Origin of the sequence: Parathalassolituus penaei, assembly GCF_026626885.1 — a bacterium.
In the GTDB taxonomy this organism is placed as follows: Bacteria; Pseudomonadota; Gammaproteobacteria; order Pseudomonadales; family Oceanobacteraceae; genus Oceanobacter; species Oceanobacter penaei.
Window position 1 is genome coordinate 208,731 of sequence record NZ_JAPNOA010000029.1, and the last position, 26,169, is coordinate 234,899.

Here is a 26,169-nt window from a genome sequence, read left to right on the forward strand (position 1 = left end):
GCTGGTTAGCTCCGCTGACTGTATCAGTGACAGTTACTCATCGTCCTTGAGACGATTGATCCCCAGCGCCTTCAGGGTGTATTTCTCGTAAATCGGTTCACTCGAACCGGTCTTCATCTTGTGAATGAAATACTTCTCGAACGCCACCTTGGCGACGTGCACCCATTTACCCTGCTTGAACCAGGTAACATTACGTGGCGGAATCTGTGGAATTGCCACAAACGCCGCTCCGGTATCGCCCATATCTGCCAGACAGATAGCACTCCAGGTTCCTCTGGAGTCGGCAACCCCACCCTCCAGATCCGCTTTGAGGTTGTGGGCAATCGCCGTCATCATCGACTCAATCATATAACCGGTTTTGGGCGTTCCGGTTGGCACCGGTGTGGTTTCCACTGGTGGAATCGCCACACAGACACCAGCAGCAAAAATATTGCGCCAGCGCGGGTTACGCTGGAACTCATCAATTAGCACAAAGCCTTTCGGATTCACCAACCCCCCCACCTGGGCAACCGCATCAACACCAGCAAATGCAGGCAACATCATGGAATGATGGAAAGGAACCTCATGCTGTTTTTTCACATCACCATCGTCGTTCAGCTCATCCACATACATCACACCATCGGCAACCCGGCTGACACGTGCATTGGTGATCCACTTGATATGGCGATTGCGCAACTCGCTTTCGAGCATGGATTTGGAATCCCCCACACCACCCAGCCCCAGATGGCCGATATAGGGTTCGCTGGTGATATAAGTCATCGGCACCTGGTCGCGTACCTTGCGTTTGCGTAATTCGGTTTCGAGGATAAAGGCATATTCATAGGCCGGGCCAAAGCAGGAAGCTCCCGGCATGGCACCCACCACCACCGGCCCCGGATTATCGATTAGCGCCTGAACATCCTTGAAACAGGTTTCGGCATGATCCAGCGTGCAAATCGATTGGGTAAAACCACCATGAGGCCCCGCTCCTTCGACAGCCGCAAAGTTGAGCTTGGGCCCGGTGCAGATCACCAGATACTCGTAATGCTGTTGTGAACCATCACGTAGATACAGGCAGTTGGCTTCCGGGTCGATGCGGTCGACTGCCGACGCAATAAACTCGATTCCCTTGTTTTCGAGATATGGCCGGATAGCAAAACTGGTTTCCGGGCGCTGACGCCAACCAACCGCAATCCAGGGATTGGATGGTACAAACTGGAAATCTTCGCGTTCGTTGATCACCGTTACCTGATGTTCAGCCGCCAGCAACTCCCGAATTTCGTACGCACCTGCCATGCCACCGGTTCCGGCTCCCAGCACAATTACTCTGGCCATATCCGCTTCTCTTGTCGTTGTTGTGTTCAAACATTAGCAAACAACCAACAAAACTACATTCCTATGCAGGAATAAAAACAAAATAAAGACCTGTAAAGACCTTTTAATCAGAGGGAATAGCCGATTTCCAGGGCCCCTCTGAATAACTCTGCGCAGCTCTGCGTGAGAGTTATTCAGAGTGTCCCTCGCGATATAAAACCACCCACAGGGGGGGCTTTCGTGAGATCAGGATTGGGGGCTACTGTCCTGCTCACCACAATCCAGCGCACTACAATCCGGACAGCCAGGCTGACGTCCCAATTGCCATTGCTGATGACGGTTGGAGTCGAGATCGAGCATTTGCAGACGACCACGTAACTGCTGGCCAATCCCGGCCAGATACTTGAGGGCATGAGCTGCCTGCAGGGCACCAACGACCCCGACCAATGGTGCCAGCACACCACTTTCGGCACAGGCCAATGCTTCAGAAGCACCGGCGTCGGCATCGAGATCCGGATACAGACAACGGTAGCAGGGAGAGTCCGCTGCACGCGGTTCAAACAGGGTAATCTGGCCACTGAGAGCCACGGCTGCCGCCGATAACCAGGGTGTTCCGGTTTGCAGGCAGGCACGATTGATCTGGTAACGAATGGCAGCGCGGTCGGTGCAATCCAGTAACAGGTCAACATCCGCCAGGTTGTTCAGCAACCAGGTTTCATCCGCCGCCAGTGTATAAGCATTCACCTCGATTTCCGGGTTCAGGCGCAGCATCTGCTCGCGAGCAGAGTCCACCTTGAAACGACCGATATCGGCCTGTCCATGCGCAATCTGCCGTTGCAAATTCGACAACTCAACCCTGTCAGGGTCGACCAGACTGATCCGCCCGACACCACTGGCGGCCAGATACAGCGCGGCCGGACAGCCAAGCCCGCCAAGCCCCACGATGAGCACATGAGATGCCAGCAATTGCTGCTGACCTTCATAGTCCATTTGTGGCAACAGGATATGGCGGCTGTAACGCAACAGTTGCTGATCACCCAGATCGATACGGCAGCCGGAGGAGGATTCAGTCATGAGGTGCTTCCTGCAGAGGTTCAGGCCAACAAACGATGTGGCCAGCGCCCACCACTGATACGCGGATTTCCACCGAGATCGTGGCGAGTCATCACATTGGCAAAACCGCGCTCAGTCAGACGCGCCTTGACGGCGTCGGCCTGATCGTAACCGTGTTCCAGCAGCAGCCAGCCATCGGCTCGCAAAAACAGCGGTGCGGTATCAATGATTTCAAACAGATCGGCCAGACCGGCATCGTTGGCAACCAGCGCCGAACGCGGCTCATGGGCAACGTCCCCGCGCAACAGATGCGGGTCAGTCGGATCGATATAGGGCGGGTTGCTTACCAGCAAATCAAACTGGCCACTGACGTCCGAGAACCAGCTGCTGGTTGCAAACCGCACATGGCCAAGATCATTCCGAACGGCATTACGACGGGCCAGCTCAACAGCCTCGGCAGACAAATCAACACCACTGACTTGCCAGGATGGCTGCTCACTGGCCAGCGCCAGAGCAATTGCACCGGTTCCGGTGCCCAGATCCAGCACCCGTGCCAGCGGTGGCAGACTCAGTTCCAGAGCCCACTCCACCAGGGTTTCCGTATCCGGGCGCGGAATCAGGGTCGCGGGAGACACTTCCAGTTCCAGCGTCCAGAAACCGCGCGTGCCGGTAAGATAGGCAACCGGTTCACCACGCAGTCGCCGTTCCAGTAACTGCTCAGCTTGCTGTTGTTGTTCAACACTGAGCAGGACATCGTCGTGGCTGAACAGCCAGGTGCGGGTTTTGCCAAGCACAAACATCAGCAACAGGTCGGCATCAACGCGCGGACTGTCGGTTTGCAACTGCGGGCCAGCCGCTGCCATCCGCTCGGTTGCCTGCTGCGACCATTGGCGAACCGTCAGAATCACGCCTGACCTGCCATTTCAGCCAGCTGGTTGGCCTGATGTTCCTGGATCAGCGGAAAGATCACCGGCGACAGATCACCTTGCATGACTTCATCCAGCTTGTAGAGGGTCAGGTTGATACGGTGATCCGTCACCCGCCCCTGCGGATAGTTATAGGTGCGAATACGTTCAGAACGATCACCGGAACCGACCAGACTTTTACGCGTAGCGGCCTGGGCAGCATGAGCCGCCTGTTTCTGGGCATCACGCAGACGGGTAGCCAGCAATGACATGGCACGCGCGCGGTTCTTGTGCTGCGAACGTTCGTCCTGACATTCCACCACGGTGCCGGTTGGAATGTGGGTAATCCGGATCGCCGAGTCGGTCTTGTTAACGTGCTGACCACCGGCACCGGACGCCCGGAAGGTATCCACCCGCAGATCAGCCTTGTTGATGTCGATCTCACCCTCGTCTTCCACTTCCGGCATAATGGCAACGGTGCAGGCAGAGGTGTGGATACGGCCCTGGTTTTCGGTCTCAGGCACACGCTGGACGCGATGCGCACCCGATTCAAACTTGAGCTGGGAATACACATCGGTACCGATAATACGGCAGATGATTTCCTTGTAACCACCATGTTCACCATCGGATGAACTCAGCACTTCGGTGCGCCAGCCACGGTTTTCGGCATAACGGCTGTACATCTTGTACAGATCACCGGAGAAAATCGCCGCTTCGTCACCGCCGGTGCCCGCACGAATTTCCAGAATCACGTTGCGGCTGTCATCCGGATCTTTCGGCAGCAGCAGAATTTCCAGCTCGTGAGTCAGCTCTTCGAGACGGGCGCGGCTGTTCTCCAGCTCTTCCTGCCCCATCGAACGCATGTCCGGATCATCATCCTGAGCCAGCAATGCGGCTTCTTCCTGATCGGCCAGCACCTGTTGATAGTCAGCGAAGGTTTTCGCCAGAGCTTCCAGCTCGCTGTACTCCACCGACAATTTGCGGAACTGGTCCTGATTGCCAATCACATCAGGATCAGACAGCAAATGGCCAATCTCCTCGTGACGCTCGGCCAGGTGTTCAAGTTTGTGCAGGATGGAAGGTTTCATGGATCAATCGTCACGAGTGGAGTCAGTTACAGCCGGATCAAATCCCGGCAGCTGGAACAGTTCACGGGCACAGTCGAACATATCCAGACGGCCTTCGGCAGCGGCACGACGCAGCGACACGGTCGGTGCATGCAGCAGCTTGTTACTGAACGTATGGGCAAACTGACGCAGAACCTTTTCCGGATCGGCGCCGTTCTGAAGTTGGCGCAAGGCTTTCTGCAATTGCTCTTCACGCAAGGCTTCGGCACTGGCACGCAGGTCGGTTACGGTGTTGGCCGCATGCAGGACTTTCATTTCCCGCATGAAATGATCAACACCCGCCAGCACCAGTTCCTCGGCCTGACGCGCCGCATCCTCACGGGAGCGGACGTTTTCTTCAATAATGCTGCGCAGGTCATCCACGGTGTAGAGGTACACATCGGACAACTCCGCCACTTCGGCTTCGATGTCACGCGGTACGGCGATATCCACCATAAACATCGGCGCATGACGGCGCTTGCGCAAGGCTTTTTCTACCGCACCCTTGCCCAGAATTGGCAACGGGCTGGCGGTGGATGCAATAACGATATCGGCTTCGTGCAAGACCTGATGCAAATCTTCCAGCAAAATGGCTTCCGCGTGGAATTCTTCGGCCAGCGCCTGCGCACGAGCAAGCGTACGGTTGGCCAGAATCATACGGCGTACACCGGCCTGACGCAGGTGACGAGCAACCAGCTCAATGGTTTCACCAGCACCAATCAGCAATGCAGTACTGTCACCCAGGTTGGCAAAAATATGCTGGGCCATACGCACGGCGGCAAATGCCACGGATACCGGATTCTCACCAATGGCGGTGTCGGTACGCACACGTTTGGCAATCGAAAAGGTCTGACGGAACAAACGGCCAAGTTCACTGCCTACGGTTCCGGCTTCCTGCGCCGTTGCAAACGCGGATTTCATCTGCCCGAGAATCTGGGGCTCCCCCAGCACCAGCGAGTCCAGACCACTGGCAACCCGCATGGTGTGACGAACAGCAGAGGCGTCTTCGAGAAAATACAGTGCAGAATCCAGTTCGCTGGCTTCTATATCATGATGAGTCGCGAGCCAGTCGCGGATGTGCTGGCGTTGGGCTTCGTCCGACGAACCGTAGATTTCAGTACGGTTGCAAGTCGACAGGATCACAGCTTCACTGACATCTGCAGCGGTGCAGATCTCGGTCAACGCCTGTGACATCCGGGCAGGATCAAACGCCACACGTTCACGCACTGAAACAGGCGCGGTTTTGTGATTGATACCCAGTGTCCAGATTGCCATTGTGTCGCAATACGCCCCAAAATCGAAAAGCGCGGATTATAAACGTCTGATCCGCTCTTTACCGCTGAAATCTTTGACTTAGTTTGTCATCTAACCCTAAATAGACGCAAAATTTTCTGGCGAGCGCCCCGACTGGCACCTCAGGGTACTCCCACCACCTGACAGGATTAGCGTGTTCAGAATGTTCTCCATTCCCGGATCTTCCAAGCTGTTTGCTCCCGCTGTTCTGACACTGGCGATTCACCTTGCAGGTTGCTCCCAGGTTCCGGCTCACGAGGACAACAATCCGATCGAAGCCACTACCGGCAGCAGTGTGATTGCCCCGGCAGCCAATGCGCCAGACACCAACCCAGTAGCAACCAGCACAGAAACCGCTGAGATTCCGAGCAGTCGTCCGCCGGTCAAACCGTTCGAGTCCGACACCCTGTTGTCGTTGTTAACAGCAGAGTTTGCCGGACAACGTCAGCAGTTTGACCTGGCCCTGCAACAGTATATGGAAGAAGCGCGCCGTACCCGTGAACCCGCCATCGCCGCCCGTGCCGCTCAGGTAGCCCAATTTACCGGCCACCCGGCAGAAGCCGAAGAAGCCAGCAACCTCTGGATCGAAGTAGCTCCGAATGACCCGGAAGCCTACATGACCCGTGCCCAGACCCTGATGGTGACCCGTCGTTATGTCGACGCGCTGGATGCACTGGCCAAGGTGAAAGAACTGACCGGTGAAAGTGAATACGAATCGCTGGCCGCCACCGTTGCCGTTCAGAACGATCCAAGCATTCCCGAACTGCTCGACAAGATGAATGACATGGCTGAGCGCGACCCCGGCGATGCCAGCCTGTGGACGGCCATGGGCATTCTCCAGCAGGCCACCAACCATCCGGACGACGCAGTAGAAATGTACGATGCAGCGCTGCAAATCGACGCCAATGCCATCGCTCCGGCGGTATTCAAAGCCCGTTTACTGGCACAGTCCAATCAGCCGGAACAGGCACTGGGCTGGATTGATCAGGTTCTGCAGCTCCACCCGGACAACAAGGGCGTGCAGGTATTACGCGCACGCTTGCTGCTGAGCATGGAGCGGATGGAAGAAGCCGCCACCGCATTTTCATCCCTGTATCAGCAATACCCGGATGACTCAGCACTGCTGTTATCACTGGGCCTGATCGAATATGACCTCGGCCGTAACACCGAAGCTGACCAGCATCTCGGCGAGTTGATTGATCGCCGTGAACATCTGCCACAAGCGTATTATTACCGTGCCCTGGTCGCTGAACGCACCGGCAACCCAATGAAAGCCTTTGAATACTTTGCCAATGTTCAGGAGGAACGTGAGTTCCTGCCCGCCCAGGCCAGTGCTGCCACCATCCTCTACAAACAACGCGGCATTGAGCAAGCGGCGGCTTATCTGAATGTCGTCAGACAGCATCATCCGGAAGCGGCCACCGATCTGAACAAAATCCAGGCGGATCTTTATATGTCGGCCAAGCGTCCGGATGACGCCCTGATGACCTACAGCGTGGCCTTGCAGAAAGATCCGAACAACAAGGACCTGCTGTTTGCCCGTGCCATGTTGCTGGGCGAACTGAATCAGGTTGAAGGTCTGGAGCGCGATCTGCGCCAGATTCTGGCACTTGATCCCGACAACGCCGAAGCCATGAATGCACTGGGCTATACCCTGGTGGATAAAACCGACCGCCTGGCTGAAGCATTGCCACTGCTGCAGAAAGCCTACAGCCTGCACCCGGACAGCCCGGCCGTGATTGACAGCCTCGGCTGGTACTACTTCCGCAATCATGAATACGCACGTTCCGAACCACTGCTGAAGCGCGCTTTTTCACTCAGCAAGGATCATGAAATTGCTGCACATTATGGTGAGCTGCTGTGGACCATCGGCCGCACCAGCGAAGCTGCCAGCACCTGGCGCGACGGTCTGAAAGACAATCCGAACAGCCCGTTTATCAAAGAAACCCTCGATCGTCTGAACATCAATCTGGATAGCATCAAATAATGTTTGCCCGTTACCGTTTTCTGTTTCTCACCAGCCTGCTGCTGATGCTGCAGGCCTGTTCGGTTCTGCCTTCAAAGGAAGAACAAAGCTCCGCATTGGGACAACTCCAGCACTGGCAAATCCAGGGCAAGTTGTCGGTTCGTAATCCAAAAGACAACATCACCGGTTACGTCACCTGGGAACAGGTAAACGATCACTTTGACATGTTTATCTCAGGGCCATTTGGTCGTGGTGCGTCGCGCCTGCAAGGTGACGATCATTCCGCCAGCCTGCTGTTGCCAGACTGGTCAGCGCCACAAACGGCCGACAGCCCGGAAACCCTGATGCAGGAACATCTGGGCTGGCAATTTCCGGTGCGCGATATCCGCTTCTGGGTAAAAGGCCAACCCAGCCCGGCCAGCAAACATGAAGCGACCTATGACAACTACGGCCTGACCCAGACACTGAAGCAACACGGCTGGGAAATCAGCTTCTCGCGTTATCAGAAGTATGGCGACCAATGGCTGCCCGGCCTGATCAAAATGAAAGGTTTTGACTACCAGCTGACCCTTGCGGTTAACCAGTGGACGCTCCATGACTGATTGCACCTCATTGCGCCTGCCGGCGCCGGCCAAACTGAACCTGATGCTGCACATCACCGGGCGTCGCGCCGATGGTTATCACAACCTGCAAACCATCTTCCAGTTTCTGGAAATGAGTGATGAGCTTGAGTTCCAGCGCCGCAACGACAGTGAGTTGACCCTGACGCCGGAAATTCCGGGAGTCCCGACAGAAAGCAACCTGATCATTCGTGCCGCACGCCTGCTGCAAGCGCGCTTTCAGCAACAGTTTCCAGACGCCCAGCTGCCAGGCGCCGACATCCAACTCGACAAACGCCTGCCGATGGGCGGCGGACTTGGTGGTGGCAGCTCCGATGCCGCCACCACCCTGCTGGCACTAAACAAGCTGTGGAATATTGGTCTGTCGCTGGACGAGCTGGCCGCCATGGGGCTGCAACTGGGTGCGGATGTACCGGTGTTTGTTCGTGGTGAAGCAGCGTTTGCAGAAGGTGTTGGCGAACAACTGACGCCACTGCCAGAACTACCAGAGCCATGGTTTGTGGTGATCTGCCCGGCGGCGCATGTAGAAACTGCAAGAATTTTCAAACATGAACAGTTGACAAGAAATACGCCCGTCATTAGTATTCGCACCGCGCTTGAGCATGGTGGCAAAAATGATTGCCAACCGGTTGTCTCAATGCTCTACCCGGAAGTGGCCAAGGCATTGACTGATCTACAACGGTTTAGCCATGCCAGGATGACGGGTACTGGAGCTTGTGTATTCGCAAGTTTCAACTCTGAAGCAGAAGCCATCAGTGCTTTTGAGCAAGTATCGGCTGAACATTCAGCTTTTGTTGCGAAGGGCGTTAACCGCTCACCAACACATAGGCTATTATTCAGACCATCCTGATGCTGGGGAGTCGCCAAGCGGTAAGGCAACGGGTTTTGATCCCGTCATTCGTAGGTTCGATCCCTACCTCCTCAGCCAATTCTTTTATCTCCGTCGCTGAATCTGACGCACTGAACTTAACTGATCAAAGGGGACTTCTGTGTCTAAATTGATGGTTTTCACCGGCAATGCAAACCCGGAACTGGCTCGTCTCGTTGTTGAGCGCCTGGATATTCCTCTGGGTGAAGCCAGTGTTGGCAAATTCAGCGATGGCGAAATCACCATCGAAATCAATGAGAACGTACGTGGCAAGGATGTGTTCATCATCCAGCCAACCTGCGCTCCAACCAACGATAACCTGATGGAAATCCTGCTGATGGCTGACGGCCTGCGTCGCGCCTCTGCAAGCCGTATCACTGCGGTGGTTCCATACTTTGGTTACGCTCGCCAGGACCGTCGTCCACGTTCCGCTCGTGTACCTATTTCTGCTCGTGCAGTTGCCGACATGATGTCCGGCGCCGGTATCGACCGTGTTCTGACCGTTGACCTGCACGCTGACCAGATCCAGGGCTTCTTTGATGTTCCGGTGGATAACGTTTACGGCTCTCCAGTACTGCTGGATGACCTCGAGCGCCAGAACTACAACAACCCTGTGATTGTTTCTCCTGACATTGGCGGTGTAGTACGTGCCCGTGCTTTCGCCAAACAGCTGGACATCGACCTGGCCATCATCGACAAGCGTCGTCCAAAAGCCAACGTATCCGAAGTGATGAACATCATCGGTGAAGTAAAAGGCCGTACCTGTATCCTGGTTGATGACATGGTCGACACTGCTGGCACCCTGTGCCACGCCGCCAAAGCCCTGAAAGAATTCGGTGCTGAAAAGGTTGTCGCTTACTGTACTCATCCAGTATTATCCGGCCCCGCTATTGAACGCCTGAGCAACACTGAACTGGACGAACTGGTTGTTACCGACACCATTCCTCTGTCAGAAGCTGCCAAAGCCACTGGTACCATCCGCCAGCTGACCATTTCCGGTCTGCTCGCCGAAGCCGTGCGCCGCGTAAATAACGAAGAATCCATCAGCGCCATGTTCCGTTAATAACGGGCGCTGACATCCGGTCGGTGGATTAATCGCCGACTTACCAAACCGCACGGATTGGTCGAAGATCCCTGCGGTTTTTTATTCATACAATGAGGAAATTACAATGTCAGACTTCACTTTGTCTGCTGAACTGCGCGCTGATTCAGGGAAAGGTTCGAGCCGCCGCCTGCGTCGCGCTAACGGCGTTCCAGCGATCGTTTACGGTGGCGATGCTGCTCCAGTAGCCATCACCCTGAAAGCTAACGTACTGAACAAAGCTCTGGAATCCGAAGCTTTCTACAGCTCCGTTATCAAGCTGGAAATTGCTGGCAACACTGAAACTGTTGTTCTGAAAGATCTGCAGCGTCACCCAGCTCAGCCAATCGTATGGCACGCTGACTTCCTGCGCGTAAGCGCTGACACCAAGATCAAAGCTCACGTTCCAGTTCACTTCCTGAACGAAGAAGCTTGTGTTGGTGTGAAACTGGGCGGCGGTAAAATCGCTCACCAACTGACCAGCATCGACGTAATCTGTCACGCTGACCACCTGCCAGAATTCATCGCTGTTGACCTGGCAGCTGTTGAAGTTGGTACCGTGATCCACCTGAGCGACCTGCAACTGCCAGAAGGCGTTGAGTCCCTGGCTCTGTCTCACGGTGCTGAGCACGACACCGCTGTTGTGTCTGTACTGGCTCCAAAAGGCGGCGAAGCAGCCGAGTAATTTCGGTTCTTTGCTCGACCAAAAAGCGGGGATTTCCCCGCTTTTTTGTTTCTGCGCTCTGCCACGGCACACTCTGACAGGACATTATCATGGCCGATAACATTTCCCTGATAGTGGGTCTGGGCAATCCCGGCCCGGAATACGAAAACACCCGTCACAATGCCGGATTCTGGCTGGTCGAAACCCTCGCCCGTCAGAACGGAATTCGCCTCAGCCCCGACCGCAAATTTCATGGTCTGGTGGGCAAGGGCCGCATCGGCCAGCAAGAATGCTGGTTGCTGATGCCATCTACATTTATGAATCGCAGCGGTCTTGCGGTTCAGGCACTGGCCAGTTTCTATCGCCTGACACCAGCCAACATCCTGGTCGTGCATGACGAACTGGACCTGCCACCGGGCACTGCCCGATTCAAAACCGGAGGCGGCCACGGCGGCCAGAACGGTCTGCGCGATATCATCTCCCAACTGGGTAACAACAAGGACTTCCACCGTCTGCGGATTGGCATTGGCCACCCGGGTGACAAGAACCTGGTTACCGGTCACGTACTGGGCAAAGCCTCAGTGGCGGATGACAAGGTGATTCGTGCTGCGATTGATGAAGCCTGTGCAGTATTGCCGGAAGCATTAAAAGGCAATATGGGCGCGGCCATGAATCGACTTCACTCATTTAAAGGGTAAAATACCCGCCCGAAATTCAAGCTAGCTACAGGAAACCACTCATGGGCTTTAAATGCGGTATCGTTGGCCTGCCCAACGTCGGTAAATCCACTCTCTTCAACGCTCTGACCAAATCAGGCATTGCCGCAGAAAACTTCCCGTTCTGCACCATTGAGCCCAATGCCGGTGTAGTTTCCATGCCAGACCGCCGTCTGGATGAACTGGCTGCCATCGTCAAGCCGGAACGTGTGGTTCCGACTGCCATGGAATTCGTAGACATCGCAGGCCTGGTAGCCGGTGCCTCCAAAGGTGAAGGTCTGGGTAACCAGTTCCTGGCCAACATCCGCGAAACTGACGCCATTGCACACGTAGTACGTTGCTTCGAAGACGACAACGTTATTCACGTTGCCAACCGCGTAAACCCGGCTGACGACATCGAGATCATCAACACCGAACTGGTGCTGGCCGACCTCGAATCCTGCGAAAAGCAGTATCAGCGTATTTCCCGCGTTGCCAAAGGTGGTGACAAGGAAGCCGTAGCCCAGAAAAACCTGCTGGAGCGTCTGATTCCTCACTTCGAAGCTGGCAACACTGGCCGCATGCTGAAGATGGACGACGACGAACAGCGTCTGGCTCGCACCTTCCACCTGCTGACTACCAAGCCGACCATGTACATTGCCAACGTGGCGGAAGACGGTTTTGAAAACAACCCGCACCTGGACACCGTTCGCAAGATCGCTGAATCCGAAGGTGCCAAGGTGGTTGCGGTGTGCAACAAGATCGAAGCCGAAGTAGCTGAGCTGGAAGACGAAGACAAGATGGAATTCCTGGCCGAAATGGGCATGGAAGAACCAGGTCTGGATCGTGTTATCCGTGCCGGTTACGAACTGCTGGGTCTGCAGACCTACTTCACCGCCGGTGTTAAAGAAGTTCGCGCCTGGACCATCAAGGCTGGATCCACTGCTCCACGCGCAGCAGCTGCCATTCACACCGACTTCGAACGCGGCTTTATCCGTGCTGAAGTAATCGGTTACGACGACTTCATCCAGTACAAGGGCGAAAGTGGTGCCAAAGAAGCCGGTAAATGGCGTCTGGAAGGCAAGGAATACATCGTTAAAGACGGTGACGTGGTGCACTTCCGCTTCAACGTCTGATTTTTCCTGCGTTTTGTCCCCCTCCCAACAGTCCGCTCCGGCGGACTGTTTTATTTCATAAACAAAACTTATCACATCTATTACTAATCCCTGCTTGTGGATCCAATCGAACAGGCACAGAATGAACATTCAGTCGCAACACCCAACGGTTCGTAGATGATCGACAAGCGTCAACAGATTCTTCAGGCAACAGCCGACATGATTGCGGAATATGGGCTCCAGGCCTGTCCGATGTCGAAAATCTCAGCCCGTGCGGGTTGTGGTGCCGGAACCATCTATCGCTACTTCGAAACCAAGGAAGAACTCGTCAAGGCCCTGTTTGAGGACCTGATCGAGCGTCTGACTGAAGCCTGTTTGCATGAATACGATGCATCACAACCATTGCGCGATCGCTTTTATCGCCTGTGGGGCAACTACTATCACTATGTACTGGCCAACCCTGGCCAACGCGCACTGATGGAACAGCTGCTGGCTTCGCCGATTATCTGCAACGACCAGACGGATTGCGCACTGAGAACCCTGCATCTGACTACCCATCAGTTGCTGGATGATGGCAAACACCAGGGCGTCTTCAAGGATTTGTCGAACGAGATTCTCAACACAATCACGTACGGCAGCCTGATCATGATGTCCAAGAAATTGCACCAGAGCCCCGAGAAATTCGGTACTGAAGTACCGGTAGAAGCCTTACTGGGCATGTGCTGGGACGCCATCCGCTGTTAACGGGAAGGAGCACCGTCAACGACGGTATACGGAATGAACATTCTCTCACAACTCAGTCAGGATCAGATTATGGCTACTCAACTCAGCACCCGCAGCACCGAATCACAAGCTCAAGGCACCAGCAAAACTGTTGGCGGCAGCCGTCAACCAGCTACTTTTTATTCAGCACTGACCGAACTGGTACTGCAGCAGAAACGCCAGCGTAACAGCGTAAAATGATGGGGCGAACCGCCCTGCAGTTGAGGGCAGCTCGTCAGCTTGTCAGTGCAGCGTACTGCTGACGCCGGTATCGGCATCAGCAAAGCTGCACGGCAACAATGAATTGCGATTGATCACAATCAGACTGTGATCCGGCAGTACCACCCGATCACCATCCATCACAGACTCAAGCAGGATACAGGTGGCATCGATCGAATCGATTCCAACCACAATTCCCAGCACAAAGCCGTGGCACAAATTAACGGCAACCAGGTCTCCAACCTCACTTTCCTCACGTTCGGTCAGAAAATCCTCACCCGCCATTTCGTCACTTGGCCATGGCGTGCGGAAACGTGCGACGGCGACCAGTTGCACAATGCCCTGCACCACGTTGTCATTGATATCCAGCGAGACATCCTGCTCGTCTTCCGCTTCAACCACACGATCCAGCAAACTCATAAACAGATCGGAGTCTTCATCGGACCAGCGCAGATCCACACTTTGCTGTGGCTGGCGGTTGTTGCGAAAAAAAACGTCGGTAGGAAATTCGGCCGGCTCTTCACCTGCGATACGGGCGGGCATCAATAGACTGACGGCCTGAACACCATTGCGGTCAGTTCCGGTGACACGCCAGAAAAGGGGCAGCATTTCTGAATTCATGATCTTGACTCCTTCAGGCCGGAAAAAGAAAGACACCAGGAAACGAAACGACTGTTACCTCCGGAATTCACTGCCATGAATTGACCATAGCAGGGCCGCATGACGCTGACAAGAGAGGTTTCCGGCTACCCGAAGGACTCAGTTTTCCGGACGAGGAGGAATCACACTGCCCGGAAAAACACTGACATTGGAACCGCTGGCAGGAACAACAGCAGGTCTGCCCTCCTTGCCAACCTCGTCAATGCGCAAAATGCTGTGCAGGGGAATAAAGGAGCGTTTGACGTCGGCGAACATAGCCTTGAGCTTCTCTTCGCCCGGATCCAGAACCAGCTGCGAACGCTCTCCGAACAAGAGTTCTTCAATCTCGACAAAACCATGCAGGTCGCTCTGATAAATAAAGCGGCAGCAGATCTCGAAGACCTCTCCTTGCTGCACAAAGACAACACGGAATACCGATTCCTGGGGCTCGTTCTTGCTCATGAAAGATACAGATCCTGACAAGGGGATGGGGAGTGACTGGCACTCACGATCAGCCCCGAAGTATAATGCTGCCCCATTTTTTACGCGATACTTGCCGAGGTTCCGAAGCTGCCATGAGCGACCAACCGAAAAAGCTGTATATCAAAACTCACGGTTGTCAGATGAATGAGTACGACTCTTCACGCATGGCGGATATGCTCGGCGCCAGCCATCAGATGGAGCTGACTGACAACCCCGACGAAGCCGACGTGATTCTGCTCAACACCTGCTCTATCCGCGAGAAAGCGCAGGAAAAAGTGTTCCATGAGCTGGGACGCTGGAAGAAGCTGAAGAAGAAGAATCCGAACCTGAAAATCGGTGTCGGCGGCTGTGTGGCCAGTCAGGAAGGTGACGCCATCATCAAACGTGCGCCGCACGTGGATATGGTATTCGGCCCTCAGACCCTGCACCGTCTGCCAACCATGGTCGACAAAGCTGCCAACGCAATTCAGGTCGTCGACGTCACCTTCCCGGAAATCGAGAAGTTCGACCACCTGCCAGCACCAAAAGTGGAGGGCTGCAGCGCCTTTGTTTCCATCATGGAAGGCTGCTCCAAATACTGCACCTTCTGTGTGGTGCCTTACACCCGTGGCGAAGAAGTCAGCCGTCGTCTTGAAGACGTACTGCAGGAAGTGCGCGCACTGGCCGACCAGGGCGTACGTGAAGTAAACCTGCTGGGTCAGAATGTTAACGCCTACCGCGGTGCAACTGCCGATGGTGACATTGCCGATCTCGCTGAACTGATCACTCTGGTGGCGGACATTGACGGTATCGACCGCATCCGTTTCACCACCTCGCATCCGCTGGAATTCAGCGATGCCCTGATTCAGGTTTATGCCGAAGTACCTGAGCTGGTCAGCCACTTGCACCTGCCGGTACAAAGCGGTTCCAACCGCATTCTGGCCGCCATGAAACGTGGTCACGAAATCAGCATGTATATCGACAAGATTGAACGGATCCGCCAGTTGCGCCCGGATCTGTCGGTTTCGTCCGACTTCATTGTCGGTTTCCCGGGTGAAACCGCCGAAGATTTTGAACAGACCATGGACCTGATCCACCAGATCGGTTTTGATACCTCTTTCAGCTTTGTGTATAGCGCCCGTCCGGGAACTCCGGCCTCCAACCTGCCGGATGACACACCGGAAGACGTGAAAAAAGCGCGCCTGCAGATCCTGCAAGATCGTATTATCCAGCAAGCCATGCAGATCAGCCGCCGTATGGTGGGCCGCGAAGAAACCATTCTGGTTACCGGTCCGTCACGCAAGGATCCGGGTGAACTGCAAGGTCGTACCGAGAACAACCGGGTCGTCAACTTCCGCTATGATGACCACTCGATTATTGGCAAATTTGCACGGGTACGCATCGACGAAGCCCGTCCAAACAGCCTGCGCGGAACCCTTGTTAACCCCGAGCTGGTGTACTGATCACCCGCAGCAAGCAACTAGTTTCAGGAGTTCTTTTGACCGAGTCTACCGCCTCTAACGACAGCCTGGCCGATGGCCACATCATGCGCTTCACCATGGAGCCAGATGATGCCCCACGCCTGGCCAACCTGTGTGGCAACCTTGATGCCCACATCCATCAGATTGCTGATCATTACAAGCTGGTGATTTTCAACCGTGGTGCCCAGTTCCAGATCGAAGGTCCGGAACTGCGTCCGGCCGAGCGTGCCGCGCATATGCTGCAACGCCTGTATCGGGAAACAGCCAACGGTACACCGATCACCCCGGAGCTGATCCATCTGTTGCTGTCAGAGGACGATATCGAAGAACTCGAAAGTGGCAACACCGAGCTGACGCCAGAAATGGAACAGCAGGAACTGGTGATTCGTACCCCACGTGCACACGTCAAGGCTCGTGGCAAACACCAGCGCGAATACCTCGAACGGGTGTACAAATACGACATCAACTTCGGTATTGGCCCAGCGGGTACCGGTAAGACCTTCCTCGCCGTGGCAGCGGCCGTTCAGGCACTGACCCGTGATGAAGTGCGTCGCATCCTGCTGGTGCGTCCAGCGGTAGAAGCCGGTGAAAAACTCGGTTTCCTGCCCGGCGACCTGACCCAGAAAATCGACCCGTACCTGCGCCCACTGTACGACGCGCTCTATGAGATGCTCGGTTTTGAGCAGGTCGGCAAGCTGATGGAACGCAACGTTATCGAAGTTGCGCCGCTGGCGTATATGCGTGGTCGTACCCTCAGCCACTCGTTTGTGATCCTCGACGAAAGCCAGAACACCACCAAGGAACAGATGAAAATGTTTCTGACCCGTATCGGCTTTGGCTCCAAAGCGGTCATCACCGGCGACCTTACCCAGGTCGACTTGCCGCGTGGTGTGATTTCCGGTCTGCGTCATGGCCTTGAAGTACTCGACAATGTTGAAGGGATTGGTATCACCCGCTTCGACAGCAAGGATGTGGTACGTCACCCGCTGGTACAACGGATTGTTGATGCCTACGATCGTCACGATATTCGTGTAGAAGCTGAACAACAGGCCCGTCGCGAAGAACGTGCACGTGCGCAACAGGAAACTGCCAAATGAACCTTTACCTCGACCTGCAAAACGCCCTTGAAACCGAAATGGCAGGGCTGCCGGATGAAGAGCAGCTGAATCGCTGGGTACTGGCAGCGCTGGAAGGCCGTTGCGATCTGGACGAGCCTGAGCTGACCATTCGTATTACCGACGAAGCCGAAAGCCAGGAGCTGAATGCCGAATATCGCGGCAAGGATTACCCGACCAACGTGTTGTCCTTTCCGTTCGAAGCACCGCCGGAAGTACCGATTCCACTGCTGGGTGATCTGGTAATCTGCGCGCCGGTGGTATTCCGCGAGGCGACCGAACAAGGCAAGACCGCCGAGTCACATTGGGCCCATATGGTGATTCATGGTTGCTTGCATTTGCTGGGTTACGACCATATAAATGACGACGAAGCTGAAGAGATGGAAGGCATTGAACGCCAGATCATGGCCTCTCTCGGCTTTGAGGACCCTTACCTGGAAGATGATTCATGAGTGATGACCGATCGGCCCAACCTCGAAGTTGGCTGGAAAAATTCACTGACCTGTTCTCTGACGACCCACAAAGTCGTCAGGACATCAAGGTCATTGTGCGGGAAGCTGCCGAGCGCAGTATCGTCGATAGCGAAACCCTGAATATTCTGGAGGGAGCCCTTCAGGTATCCGAAATGCAGGTGCGGGACATCATGATCCCTCGTCCGCAGGTGGTTTCCATCCAGATCCACGAAACCTTGCAGGAATGCCTGCCGCGCATCATCGAATCTGCTCACTCCCGATTCCCGGTTCTCGGTGAAAACACCGAAGTTCTTGGCATTATTCTCGCCAAGGATTTACTCCCCCTGCTTCTGCTCGACACCAACGAAAGCATCCAGAACAGCTTCAGCCTGCAGGAAATTCTGCGTCCGGCGACCTTTGTTCCGGAAAGCAAACGCCTCAACGTACTACTGCGTGAATTCCGCTCCAACCGTAACCATATGGCCATTGTGGTCGATGAGTTTGGTGGTGTTGCCGGTTTGGTCACCATTGAAGACGTTCTGGAACAGATCGTGGGTGAGATCGAAGACGAACACGATTACGATGAGGAAGACAGCCTCATCAAGAAAGTCGAAAACGACGTGTTTATGGTAAAAGCCCTGACACCGGTTGAAGACTTTAATGAACATTTTGGTGCCCGCTTCAGCGATGATGATTTTGATACCATCGGTGGCATTGTGGTGCACCACTTCGGCCGTATGCCGGAATGTAATGAATGCATCCATATCGATAACTGGAGCTTCAAAGTGGTCAACGGCACCAGCCGTCAGATCAATCTTCTCGAAGTAAGCCCTCTCGCCAACTGATTCTGATTACATGCGTAGCCCCTGGTTTGCCCGTAGCCTTCTGCTGACTGCCGGGGCGCTGTTTCCCCTGGCCACCGCTCCTCTGTACTGGTGGCCAGTCGGCCTCGTCAGTATTGCCATTTATTGTATCGCCATGCGCTCCGTTCATACGGTGCCGCAAGCCTTCTGGCGCACCTGGGCTTACCAGTTCGGGCTATTTGGTGTCGGCGTATCCTGGGTTTACGTCAGCATCCACGATTTTGGCGATACCTCCATGCTGTTATCGGGGCTGGTCGCCATGGTTTTTGCTGGGGGTCTGGCACTGGTTCCGGCAATGGTATTTGCGTTGCGGCAAAAGCTGATAGGCCAGCAATATGCCTGGTTAAGCCTTCCTGTATTCTGGTTTCTATCAGAATGGACACGCAGCTGGTTCCTGACCGGCTTCCCGTGGCTGTACGCAGGAGATGCCCACCTGTACAGCTGGTTAAGTGGCTGGGCGCCCGTCATTGGCAGTTTCGGTATATCATTTATCCTGGTACTCACCTGCAGCTCCCTGCTCGAATTCGCTCACAAGCGGCGTATCCGTTATTTGCTGGTACTGCTGTTATGGCCAAGTGGTTGGTATCTGCAATCGCAGCAATGGACCCACCCGGTTGGTGAACTGAAAGTGGCGGCCGTACAAGGTAACGTCACCCAGGACATGAAATGGGATGACAGCATGGTAGGCCCTACCATCAACCTGTATTTTGGCGAAACCGGCAAACTCTGGGGCAACGACCTGATTCTTTGGCCAGAAACCGCCATCACCCTGAGTTACCACCGCTTCCAGCCTTATCTGGAAGAGTTGTCGACGATTGCCCGCTCCCACAATGCCACTGTGATTACCGGTATTCCTTATAAATACCCGGAAGGTCATGAACTGGCAGGAGAATGGCACAACAGCATCACCGCCACCGGTATTGGTTCAGGCCTTTACCACAAGCAGAAACTGGTGCCGTTTGGTGAGTTCGTACCTCTGGAACACTGGTTGCGTGGCGCCCTGCCCTTTATGGATCTGGAAATGTCCGGCTTCCTGGCTGGCCCCGCTGACCAGAAGCTGCTGCAACTCGAAAAAGACGAGCGCCTGGTGCTGATTGCACCGTTTATCTGCTACGAAATCGCTTACCCGCTGCTGGTTGCGGATATGGCTCGTCAGGCCGACATGCTGGTAACCATCAGCAACGATGCCTGGTTTGGTGACTCTCTGGGGCCGAAACAACATCTGGGCCTGGCCCAGATGCGTGCACTGGAAACCGGACGCTACCTGTTACGCTCCACCAACACCGGCATCACCGCCCTGGTAGACAACAAGGGCCATATTATTGATCAGCTGCCAGTGAATACCCGCGCCAATCTCAGTGGCACTGCCGTGTTACGCGAAGGTGAAACACCATTCATGATCGCGGGTGTATGGCCGCTGCTGGTACTTTCAGGATTGCTGATTCTCATGGCAATTCCAGCCCATTATCGCGATCAGAAACGTCGTCAGGGGGATTTCTACTGATGGCTCGCATTCTGTTCCGCCTGGCAAATGTTCCGGAAATTGAAGCCAACGCCGTCAAAAGCGCTCTGGAACAGGCCGGTGTCGATTTCTATGAAACCAGTGCAGGACGCTGGGGGTTATCTCTCGCCGCGCTGTGGGCCAGAACTGAGAGCGATTTTGAACGAGGGCGGGAGGTGATTGATGAGTGTCAGCAACATCTCGACCAGCTGCCGCATGAGCCCACGGCGAGTCTTGGACAACGTCTTCGCGAACGCCCATTAGAACTGTTATTAACGGTTTTGGCGGTACTGGGAGTGCTGACCATCAGCCTGATGCCGTTTCTCAACGCCTTTGCATCACACTGAGCAATCAAAAGGGAACTCATCGGGCGGGGCATTGCCCCAGAAACCAGCTGGGCCAGTTATAGGAAATAACTGGCCAGTGGAAAACAGGCGTCGGAACTACCGGACTTACCCCAGCAATTTTTTCCGAACAGCCGTTACAATTGGTTCATTGGCAGCCGGAAATTCATATCCAGCCAGTGATTCGGCATCAGCCCAGACAATCGGCTGACCTTCTGCACCATGAGCCTGTGTTTCCTGCTCGGCAGTCAGTTCGACACACCAGACATCCAGCCGCACCGCTTTATCCGGGTACTGAAAACGCACTTCCGTCAGCGCCGACATACAACCGGTATCCAGTTGCAAACCCAGCTCTTCTGCCAATTCACGCACCAGTGCTTCCGGAGTGGATTCACCGGCTTCAATCTTGCCACCGGGAAACTCCCAAAGGCCGCCCTGGTGTTTGTCATCCGGACGACGAGCCAGCAGAATCTGCCGGCCCTCGTTGAGGATAACGCCAACCGCTACCGCCACTTCCTTCATATCAGGAACGGTAGTTGGCGTTGATGGTGACGTATTCGTGGGACAGGTCAGTGGTCCACAGGGTTTCAGCGATGTCGCCACGGCCCAGTGCAATACGCACGGTGAACTCGGAACGCTTGAACACTTCAGCACCAGCAGCTTCGGTGTAGGAAGCACAACGACCGCCATTTTCCACGATCTGCACGTCGTCCAGCCAGGTTTGTACCTTTTCCAGATCGAAGTTCTGAACACCGGCACGACCAACCGCAGCCAGGATACGACCCCAGTTGGCGTCAGACGCAAACATGGCTGTTTTTACTAGTGGAGAATGAGCCACGGTATAAGCAACATCCAGCGCTTCCTGTTCAGAAGCCGCTTCAATAACTTCGATGGTCACAAACTTGGTTGCACCTTCACCGTCACGAACGATTGCCTGAGCCAGATCCTGGAAAGCCAGTTTCAGTTCAGCAAACAGTTCAGCCGCTTCAGCGCTATCGGCATCGGACACAGTCAGACCAGACTTGCCGGTTGCCATCAGCATGCAGGAGTCGTTGGTAGAGGTATCACCGTCGATGGTAATGCGGTTGAAAGACGCATTCGCCAGCTGTCTGCACCAGCTGTCCAGCAGCTCGGCAGACACGCCCGCATCGGTAGCGATGTAACCCAGCATGGTGGCCATGTTTGGTTTGATCATACCGGCACCTTTGGAGATACCAGTGATGGTCACCAGCTTGCCGCCAATCTCAACGATCTTGCTGTAACCTTTAGGCAGGGTGTCGGTGGTCATGATGCCACGAGCAGCACGAGCCCAGTTGTTTTCGTCGAGGTTAGCCAGCGCTTCCGGAATACCACGCTCAAACGCTTCCATGTTCAGAGGTTCACCAATAACACCGGTGGAGAACGGCAGAATCTCGTTCTCGGCAACACCAGCGGCAGCCGCCAGCATTTCACAGCTGCGTACGGCATTGGCAAAACCAGGCTTGCCAGTACCGGCGTTGGCATTACCGGTGTTGATCAGCAGGTAACGTGGAGCCGTTTCCTGCAGGTGCTTGCGGCACAGTTGAACCGGCGCGGCACAGAAGGCATTAAGGGTAAACACACCAGCAACGGTAGTACCCGGTGCAACTTCAATCACCACCATGTCATCACGGTTGGCGTAACGGACCTTGGCCTGAGCAATACCCAGACGAACACCGGCAACCGCCTTGAAGTCTTCAAAAACCTTGAAATTAACTGCCATTTTTTCTCTACGCCTTATGACAATGTGCCATGACAATGCTTGTATTTCTTGCCGGAACCACACGGGCAAGGATCGTTACGGCCAACCTTTGGCTCTTCACGTACAAACGGTTGGGCCTGCTCGTCAGCGGCTGGCTCCGGAGTTTCCTCTTCCGCCATCGCCGAAGCTGACGCATGTTCGTAAGTCGCGGCACGTGCCTGGGCTTCCGCCTCGGCACGACGACGCTCTTCCATTTCACGAACGTCTTCTTCCATACGTACTTTCACGTGGGACAGAACACGAACGGTATCGCGCTTGATGTTGGTCAGCAGCTGCTGGAACAGGATAAAGGATTCACGCTTGTATTCCTGTTTAGGGTTCTTCTGGCCGTAACCACGCAGGTGAATTCCCTGACGCAGGTGATCCATGGTCGCCAGGTGCTCTTTCCACAGATTGTCGACGATCTGCAGCATCACCTGCTTCTCAAAGTTGCGCATGGTTTCAACACCAACAATCGCTTCTTTCACGTCGTAAGCAGACTGAACAGCGGCCACCATACGTTCACGCAGCACTTCTTCGTGCAGGTTTTTCTCGGTAGCCAGCCACTCCCCCACCGGCAGCTCAACATCGAACTCGGACTTCAGGTGCGCTTCCAGACCAGGAATATCCCACTGATCAACAATGCTCTGTGGCGGAATGTAGTCGTTGATCGCTTCGTTCACCACGTCAGAACGAATCGCAGTCACGATAGACGAAATATCGTCCATGGCCATGATATCGTTACGTTGCTCGTACACCACGCGACGCTGGTCGTTGGCCACGTCATCGTATTCCAGCAGTTGCTTACGAATGTCGAAGTTACGACCTTCTACCTTGCGCTGGGCTTTTTCAACAGCGTTGGTCACCATCTTGTGTTCGATGGACTCACCGTCTTTCATACCCAGAGCCTGCATCATGCCGCGCATACGCTCGGACATGAACATACGCATCAGGTTGTCTTCCAGAGACAGGAAGAAACGGGTAGAACCCACGTCACCCTGACGACCGGCACGACCACGCAGCTGGTTGTCGATACGACGGGATTCATGACGCTCGGTACCAATAATGTGCAGACCACCGGCAGCCAAAACCGCTTCGTGGCGTTTCTGCCAGTCGGCTTTGATGGCTTCAACTTTCTCCGGAGTGGACTCTTCGAGGTGAGCCACTTCCATTTCCCAGTTACCGCCCAGCATGATGTCGGTACCACGACCGGCCATGTTGGTAGCAATGGTTACCGCACCAGGACGACCAGCTTCGGCAATAATCTGGGCTTCGCGAGCATTTTCCTTGGCGTTCAGAACATTGTGCGGAATTTTGGCTTTCTGCAGCAGTGTTGATACGTACTCAGAAGATTCAATAGAAGCAGTACCCACCAGAACCGGACGGCCCTTGGCAACAACTTCACGAATTTCCTCGATCACTGCATCGTATTTTTCTTTCTGGGTCGCGAACACAATATCGTTATGGTCGATACGCTGGATTGGACGGTTGGTTGGAATCACCACGACGTCCAGACCATAAATCTGGTTAAATTCGAACGCTTCAGTATCAGCAGTACCGGTCATACCACCCAGTTTCTGATACAGACGGAAGTAGTTCTGGAAGGTGGTAGACGCCAGCGTCTGGCTTTCAGCCTGAATCTTGACGTTTTCCTTGGCTTCGATGGCCTGGTGCAGACCTTCGCTCCAGCGACGACCCGGCATGGTACGGCCGGTGTGCTCGTCTACGATCACGATCTGACCGTTCTGGATGATGTAGTCAACGTTACGCTGGTAAATAGCGTGAGCGCGCAGAGCAGAATGAACGTGATGCAGCAGGGTCAGGTTCTGGGTGGCGTACAGGCTTTCACCTTCGGCCAGCACACCCGCATCCAACAGCATCTGCTCAACAAACTCGTGACCTTCTTCGGTCAGCTCAACCGAACGGCTCTTCTCGTCGACAACATAGTGACCGCTGATAGGACGATCGTCCTCACCACGCTCACCTTTTTCCAGACGAGGAGCCAGCTCATTGATCTTGCGGTACAGCTCGGAGTGATCCTGGGCTGGGCCGGAAATGATCAGCGGAGTACGGGCTTCGTCGATCAGAATGGAGTCCACTTCGTCGACGATGGCGAAATACAGTTCACGCTGTACTTTCTCCTCCTGGGAGAAGGCCATGTTGTCACGCAGGTAATCGAAACCGAATTCGTTGTTGGTACCGTAAACGATATCGCAGGCGTATTGCTCACGCTTCTCCGGGGTCACCTGGCCAGGTACCACAATACCCACACTCAGACCCAGGAACTGGTACAGCGGACGCATCCACTCGGCGTCACGACGGGCCAGGTAGTCGTTCACGGTTACCACATGTACCGACTTGCCAGTCAGAGCGTTCAGATAGGTCGGCAATGTACCCACCAGGGTTTTACCTTCACCAGTACGCATTTCCGCGATACGGCCTTCGTGCAGGGTGATACCACCAATCATCTGCACATCGAAGTGACGCATCTTCATCACACGGCGGCTGGCTTCACGACAAACAGCAAACGCTTCAGGCAGCAGGTTATCGAGGGTCTCACCTTTCTCCAGACGAGCGCGGAATTCAGGGGTTTTGGCCTGCAGTTCAGCATCACCCAAAGCCTTGATCGTCTCTTCCAACGCGTTGATGCGGGCCACCAGTTTGCCCATACGCTTGAGTTCACGGCTGTTCTTGCTGCCGAGCAGCTTCCGGAAAAGGTTACCAATCATTTTGTTTTTAAATCCAGTTTACGAATACGGTAGGCACCGGCAACAGTGCCCGGGCGGGCAGCTGTAACCGAAAATCATGACAATTTGAGGAGATTGGCGAATTATCGCAGGGTGCGATGAATGTATGCCGATGGGTCAACCGTACGACCGTTACGGTAAACCTCGAAGTGAACGTGCGGCCCGGTAGAACGCCCGGTAGATCCCAGCAGTGCAATCACATCGCCCTTGCGAACGATTTCACCTACCTTGACCTTGATTTCCTTGCAGTGGCCATAACGGGTCTTGAAGCCGTTACCGTGATTGATTTCAACCAGCTTGCCATAACCCGTCTTGTCGTCCGCCCAGGTCACAACACCGGACGCAACAGCAATAATGTCAGAGCCAGCTTTACCAGCAAAATCGACGCCAGCGTGCCAGGCAGATGCACCGGAAAACGGGTCGGAACGACCACCGTAACGGGACGAAATAAAGCCTTTACGCACCGGGATGCCCGATACAAAGGTATCCTGTTCGAATTTGCTTGAGCTGATAAGATCATCAAGAACTTCCAGCTGCTGCTCACGCTGGCCAATTTTTTCGGCAAGTTGATCAAGCACACTGCCAATCGCCGGCATCTGATAGCTGTCATCAGACATAACCGGGCCACCAATGGCAGGACCATCGGTAAAATCGAATTCTTCAGGTTCAAGACGGGTGATGTCGACCAGGCGTTCGCCCAGTGCATCAAGACGTGTGAGTCGCGACTGTAGTTCAGCCAGCCTGACCGTGAGGGCCTGCATTTCAACAGCCGTTTTTTCACGAATTTCCTGAAGCTCCTGACGTTGCAAATCGAGATCTGCCTGCCATGCTTCAGTAGTAGTGCTTTCGAGGATAAAACCTTCGTCAGCCAACCAGTCACTTAACCAGAAACCGCCAAAACCCATCGCGAAGGGCAAAGCAACCAGACACCCAAACAATAATGTTTTGGCTGGTCCGGTCAGGCGGTAAGTGCGTGACTCACCGTGGCGCTGTCCAACAACGATAATATTCATAGTCTGTCGGGAAAAATCTTAAAAGCCCAAAGTTTCTACAATCAACTGCCCATTTGAGGGCTGCCATCTTTCCCTGATGCCAAAGTCCATTGCATGAATTCCAGATCGGTTCATCCACACGATTTGGAAACAGGCAGTAATCTGCCACAGGAG

Annotated in this window: 26 protein-coding genes and 1 tRNA gene; 16 read left to right on the forward strand and 11 right to left on the reverse strand. The window is 54.6% G+C overall.

The window, feature by feature from the left end:
• Nucleotides 1–33: 33 nt before the first annotated feature.
• The 5 genes from OUO13_RS12320 to hemA form a co-directional block, all read right to left on the reverse strand.
• Entirely contained in the window at nt 34–1,314 is a 1,281-nt protein-coding gene (locus OUO13_RS12320; protein WP_283174190.1) for an NAD(P)/FAD-dependent oxidoreductase, read from the reverse strand.
• A gap of 225 nt (nt 1,315–1,539) precedes the next feature.
• Complete coding sequence (locus OUO13_RS12325) at nt 1,540–2,367, reverse strand: HesA/MoeB/ThiF family protein (protein ID WP_283174191.1); 828 nt, start codon at nt 2,365–2,367, stop codon at nt 1,540–1,542.
• 20 nt (nt 2,368–2,387) lie between these two features.
• Nucleotides 2,388–3,254, reverse strand: coding sequence for a peptide chain release factor N(5)-glutamine methyltransferase (gene prmC / locus OUO13_RS12330; protein WP_346429353.1), 867 nt, complete (start codon nt 3,252–3,254; stop codon nt 2,388–2,390).
• The gene (gene prfA, locus OUO13_RS12335; protein WP_283174192.1) at nt 3,251–4,339 is read right to left on the reverse strand and encodes a peptide chain release factor 1; all 1,089 of its coding nucleotides are present in this window, start codon (nt 4,337–4,339) and stop codon (nt 3,251–3,253) included. Before prfA ends, prmC begins: the two co-directional genes overlap by 4 nt.
• A gap of 3 nt (nt 4,340–4,342) precedes the next feature.
• Entirely contained in the window at nt 4,343–5,632 is a 1,290-nt protein-coding gene (hemA, locus tag OUO13_RS12340) for a glutamyl-tRNA reductase (protein ID WP_283174193.1), read from the reverse strand.
• A 181-nt stretch (nt 5,633–5,813) separates the two neighbouring features.
• Here hemA and OUO13_RS12345 point away from each other — a divergent pair, with 181 nt between their 5' ends.
• The 10 genes from OUO13_RS12345 to OUO13_RS12390 all read left to right on the forward strand — a co-directional run bounded on the left by OUO13_RS12345 (nt 5,814) and on the right by OUO13_RS12390 (nt 13,622).
• Nucleotides 5,814–7,637, forward strand: coding sequence for a tetratricopeptide repeat protein (locus OUO13_RS12345; protein WP_283174194.1), 1,824 nt, complete (start codon nt 5,814–5,816; stop codon nt 7,635–7,637).
• Nucleotides 7,637–8,218 carry a lipoprotein insertase outer membrane protein LolB gene (gene lolB, locus OUO13_RS12350; RefSeq protein WP_283174195.1) on the forward strand — a complete coding sequence of 194 codons (582 nt, stop codon included), beginning with the start codon at nt 7,637–7,639 and terminating at the stop codon, nt 8,216–8,218. The genes OUO13_RS12345 and lolB overlap by 1 nt, the downstream gene beginning before the upstream one ends.
• On the forward strand, nt 8,211–9,086 hold the full coding sequence (gene ispE, locus OUO13_RS12355; RefSeq protein ID WP_283174196.1) for a 4-(cytidine 5'-diphospho)-2-C-methyl-D-erythritol kinase: 876 nt from the start codon (nt 8,211–8,213) through the stop codon (nt 9,084–9,086). The genes lolB and ispE overlap by 8 nt, the downstream gene beginning before the upstream one ends.
• Nucleotides 9,087–9,089: 3 nt before the next feature.
• Nucleotides 9,090–9,164: transfer RNA gene (locus OUO13_RS12360), tRNA-Gln, on the forward strand.
• Between the two features lie 61 nt (nt 9,165–9,225).
• On the forward strand, nt 9,226–10,167 hold the full coding sequence (locus OUO13_RS12365; protein ID WP_283174197.1) for a ribose-phosphate pyrophosphokinase: 942 nt from the start codon (nt 9,226–9,228) through the stop codon (nt 10,165–10,167).
• Nucleotides 10,168–10,273: 106 nt separating this feature from the next.
• Nucleotides 10,274–10,870 carry a 50S ribosomal protein L25/general stress protein Ctc gene (locus OUO13_RS12370; RefSeq protein WP_283174198.1) on the forward strand — a complete coding sequence of 199 codons (597 nt, stop codon included), beginning with the start codon at nt 10,274–10,276 and terminating at the stop codon, nt 10,868–10,870.
• A gap of 89 nt (nt 10,871–10,959) precedes the next feature.
• Nucleotides 10,960–11,547 carry an aminoacyl-tRNA hydrolase gene (gene pth / locus OUO13_RS12375; RefSeq protein ID WP_283174199.1) on the forward strand — a complete coding sequence of 196 codons (588 nt, stop codon included), beginning with the start codon at nt 10,960–10,962 and terminating at the stop codon, nt 11,545–11,547.
• A gap of 41 nt (nt 11,548–11,588) precedes the next feature.
• Nucleotides 11,589–12,680 carry a redox-regulated ATPase YchF gene (gene ychF, locus OUO13_RS12380; protein ID WP_283174200.1) on the forward strand — a complete coding sequence of 364 codons (1,092 nt, stop codon included), beginning with the start codon at nt 11,589–11,591 and terminating at the stop codon, nt 12,678–12,680.
• Nucleotides 12,681–12,836: 156 nt separating this feature from the next.
• Entirely contained in the window at nt 12,837–13,403 is a 567-nt protein-coding gene (locus OUO13_RS12385) for a TetR/AcrR family transcriptional regulator (protein WP_283174201.1), read from the forward strand.
• Between the two features lie 69 nt (nt 13,404–13,472).
• Nucleotides 13,473–13,622 carry a hypothetical protein gene (locus OUO13_RS12390; protein ID WP_283174202.1) on the forward strand — a complete coding sequence of 50 codons (150 nt, stop codon included), beginning with the start codon at nt 13,473–13,475 and terminating at the stop codon, nt 13,620–13,622.
• Nucleotides 13,623–13,664: 42 nt separating this feature from the next.
• Here OUO13_RS12390 and OUO13_RS12395 read toward each other — a convergent pair whose 3' ends face one another.
• Both OUO13_RS12395 and OUO13_RS12400 read right to left on the reverse strand, forming a co-directional pair.
• Nucleotides 13,665–14,261, reverse strand: a complete 597-nt coding sequence (locus OUO13_RS12395) for a hypothetical protein (protein ID WP_283174203.1) — start codon at nt 14,259–14,261, stop codon at nt 13,665–13,667.
• A 138-nt stretch (nt 14,262–14,399) separates the two neighbouring features.
• Complete coding sequence (locus OUO13_RS12400) at nt 14,400–14,741, reverse strand: DUF1820 family protein (protein WP_283174204.1); 342 nt, start codon at nt 14,739–14,741, stop codon at nt 14,400–14,402.
• 113 nt (nt 14,742–14,854) lie between these two features.
• On the opposite strand from OUO13_RS12400, the gene miaB reads away from it, so the two are divergent.
• The 6 genes from miaB (at nt 14,855) to OUO13_RS12430 (ending at nt 20,500) form a co-directional block, all read left to right on the forward strand.
• Nucleotides 14,855–16,204 (forward strand): tRNA (N6-isopentenyl adenosine(37)-C2)-methylthiotransferase MiaB, encoded by a 1,350-nt coding sequence (miaB, locus tag OUO13_RS12405; RefSeq protein WP_283174205.1) that lies wholly within the window; start codon nt 14,855–14,857, stop codon nt 16,202–16,204.
• Between the two features lie 83 nt (nt 16,205–16,287).
• A complete protein-coding gene (locus OUO13_RS12410; RefSeq protein WP_283174299.1) occupies nt 16,288–17,319 on the forward strand; it encodes a PhoH family protein in 1,032 nt (343 codons plus the stop codon).
• Complete coding sequence (gene ybeY / locus OUO13_RS12415) at nt 17,316–17,789, forward strand: rRNA maturation RNase YbeY (RefSeq protein WP_283174206.1); 474 nt, start codon at nt 17,316–17,318, stop codon at nt 17,787–17,789. Before OUO13_RS12410 ends, ybeY begins: the two co-directional genes overlap by 4 nt.
• Nucleotides 17,786–18,634, forward strand: a complete 849-nt coding sequence (locus OUO13_RS12420; RefSeq protein WP_283174207.1) for a CorC family transporter — start codon at nt 17,786–17,788, stop codon at nt 18,632–18,634. Before ybeY ends, OUO13_RS12420 begins: the two co-directional genes overlap by 4 nt.
• Before the next feature lie 10 nt (nt 18,635–18,644).
• A complete protein-coding gene (gene lnt / locus OUO13_RS12425) occupies nt 18,645–20,156 on the forward strand; it encodes an apolipoprotein N-acyltransferase (protein WP_283174208.1) in 1,512 nt (503 codons plus the stop codon).
• Nucleotides 20,156–20,500 (forward strand): DUF6164 family protein, encoded by a 345-nt coding sequence (locus tag OUO13_RS12430; RefSeq protein WP_283174209.1) that lies wholly within the window; start codon nt 20,156–20,158, stop codon nt 20,498–20,500. Before lnt ends, OUO13_RS12430 begins: the two co-directional genes overlap by 1 nt.
• 105 nt (nt 20,501–20,605) lie before the next feature.
• Here OUO13_RS12430 and mutT read toward each other — a convergent pair whose 3' ends face one another.
• The 4 genes from mutT to OUO13_RS12450 all read right to left on the reverse strand — a co-directional run bounded on the left by mutT (nt 20,606) and on the right by OUO13_RS12450 (nt 26,016).
• Nucleotides 20,606–21,019: an 8-oxo-dGTP diphosphatase MutT gene (gene mutT / locus OUO13_RS12435; RefSeq protein WP_283174210.1), complete on the reverse strand. Its 414-nt coding sequence runs from the start codon at nt 21,017–21,019 to the stop codon at nt 20,606–20,608.
• 1 nt (nt 21,020) lies between these two features.
• Nucleotides 21,021–22,238 (reverse strand): bifunctional glutamate N-acetyltransferase/amino-acid acetyltransferase ArgJ, encoded by a 1,218-nt coding sequence (argJ, locus tag OUO13_RS12440; protein WP_283174211.1) that lies wholly within the window; start codon nt 22,236–22,238, stop codon nt 21,021–21,023.
• A 14-nt stretch (nt 22,239–22,252) separates the two neighbouring features.
• Nucleotides 22,253–24,985 carry a preprotein translocase subunit SecA gene (gene secA / locus OUO13_RS12445; protein WP_283174212.1) on the reverse strand — a complete coding sequence of 911 codons (2,733 nt, stop codon included), beginning with the start codon at nt 24,983–24,985 and terminating at the stop codon, nt 22,253–22,255.
• A 101-nt stretch (nt 24,986–25,086) separates the two neighbouring features.
• Nucleotides 25,087–26,016, reverse strand: a complete 930-nt coding sequence (locus OUO13_RS12450; RefSeq protein WP_283174213.1) for a M23 family metallopeptidase — start codon at nt 26,014–26,016, stop codon at nt 25,087–25,089.
• Between the last annotated feature and the right edge of the window lie 153 nt (nt 26,017–26,169).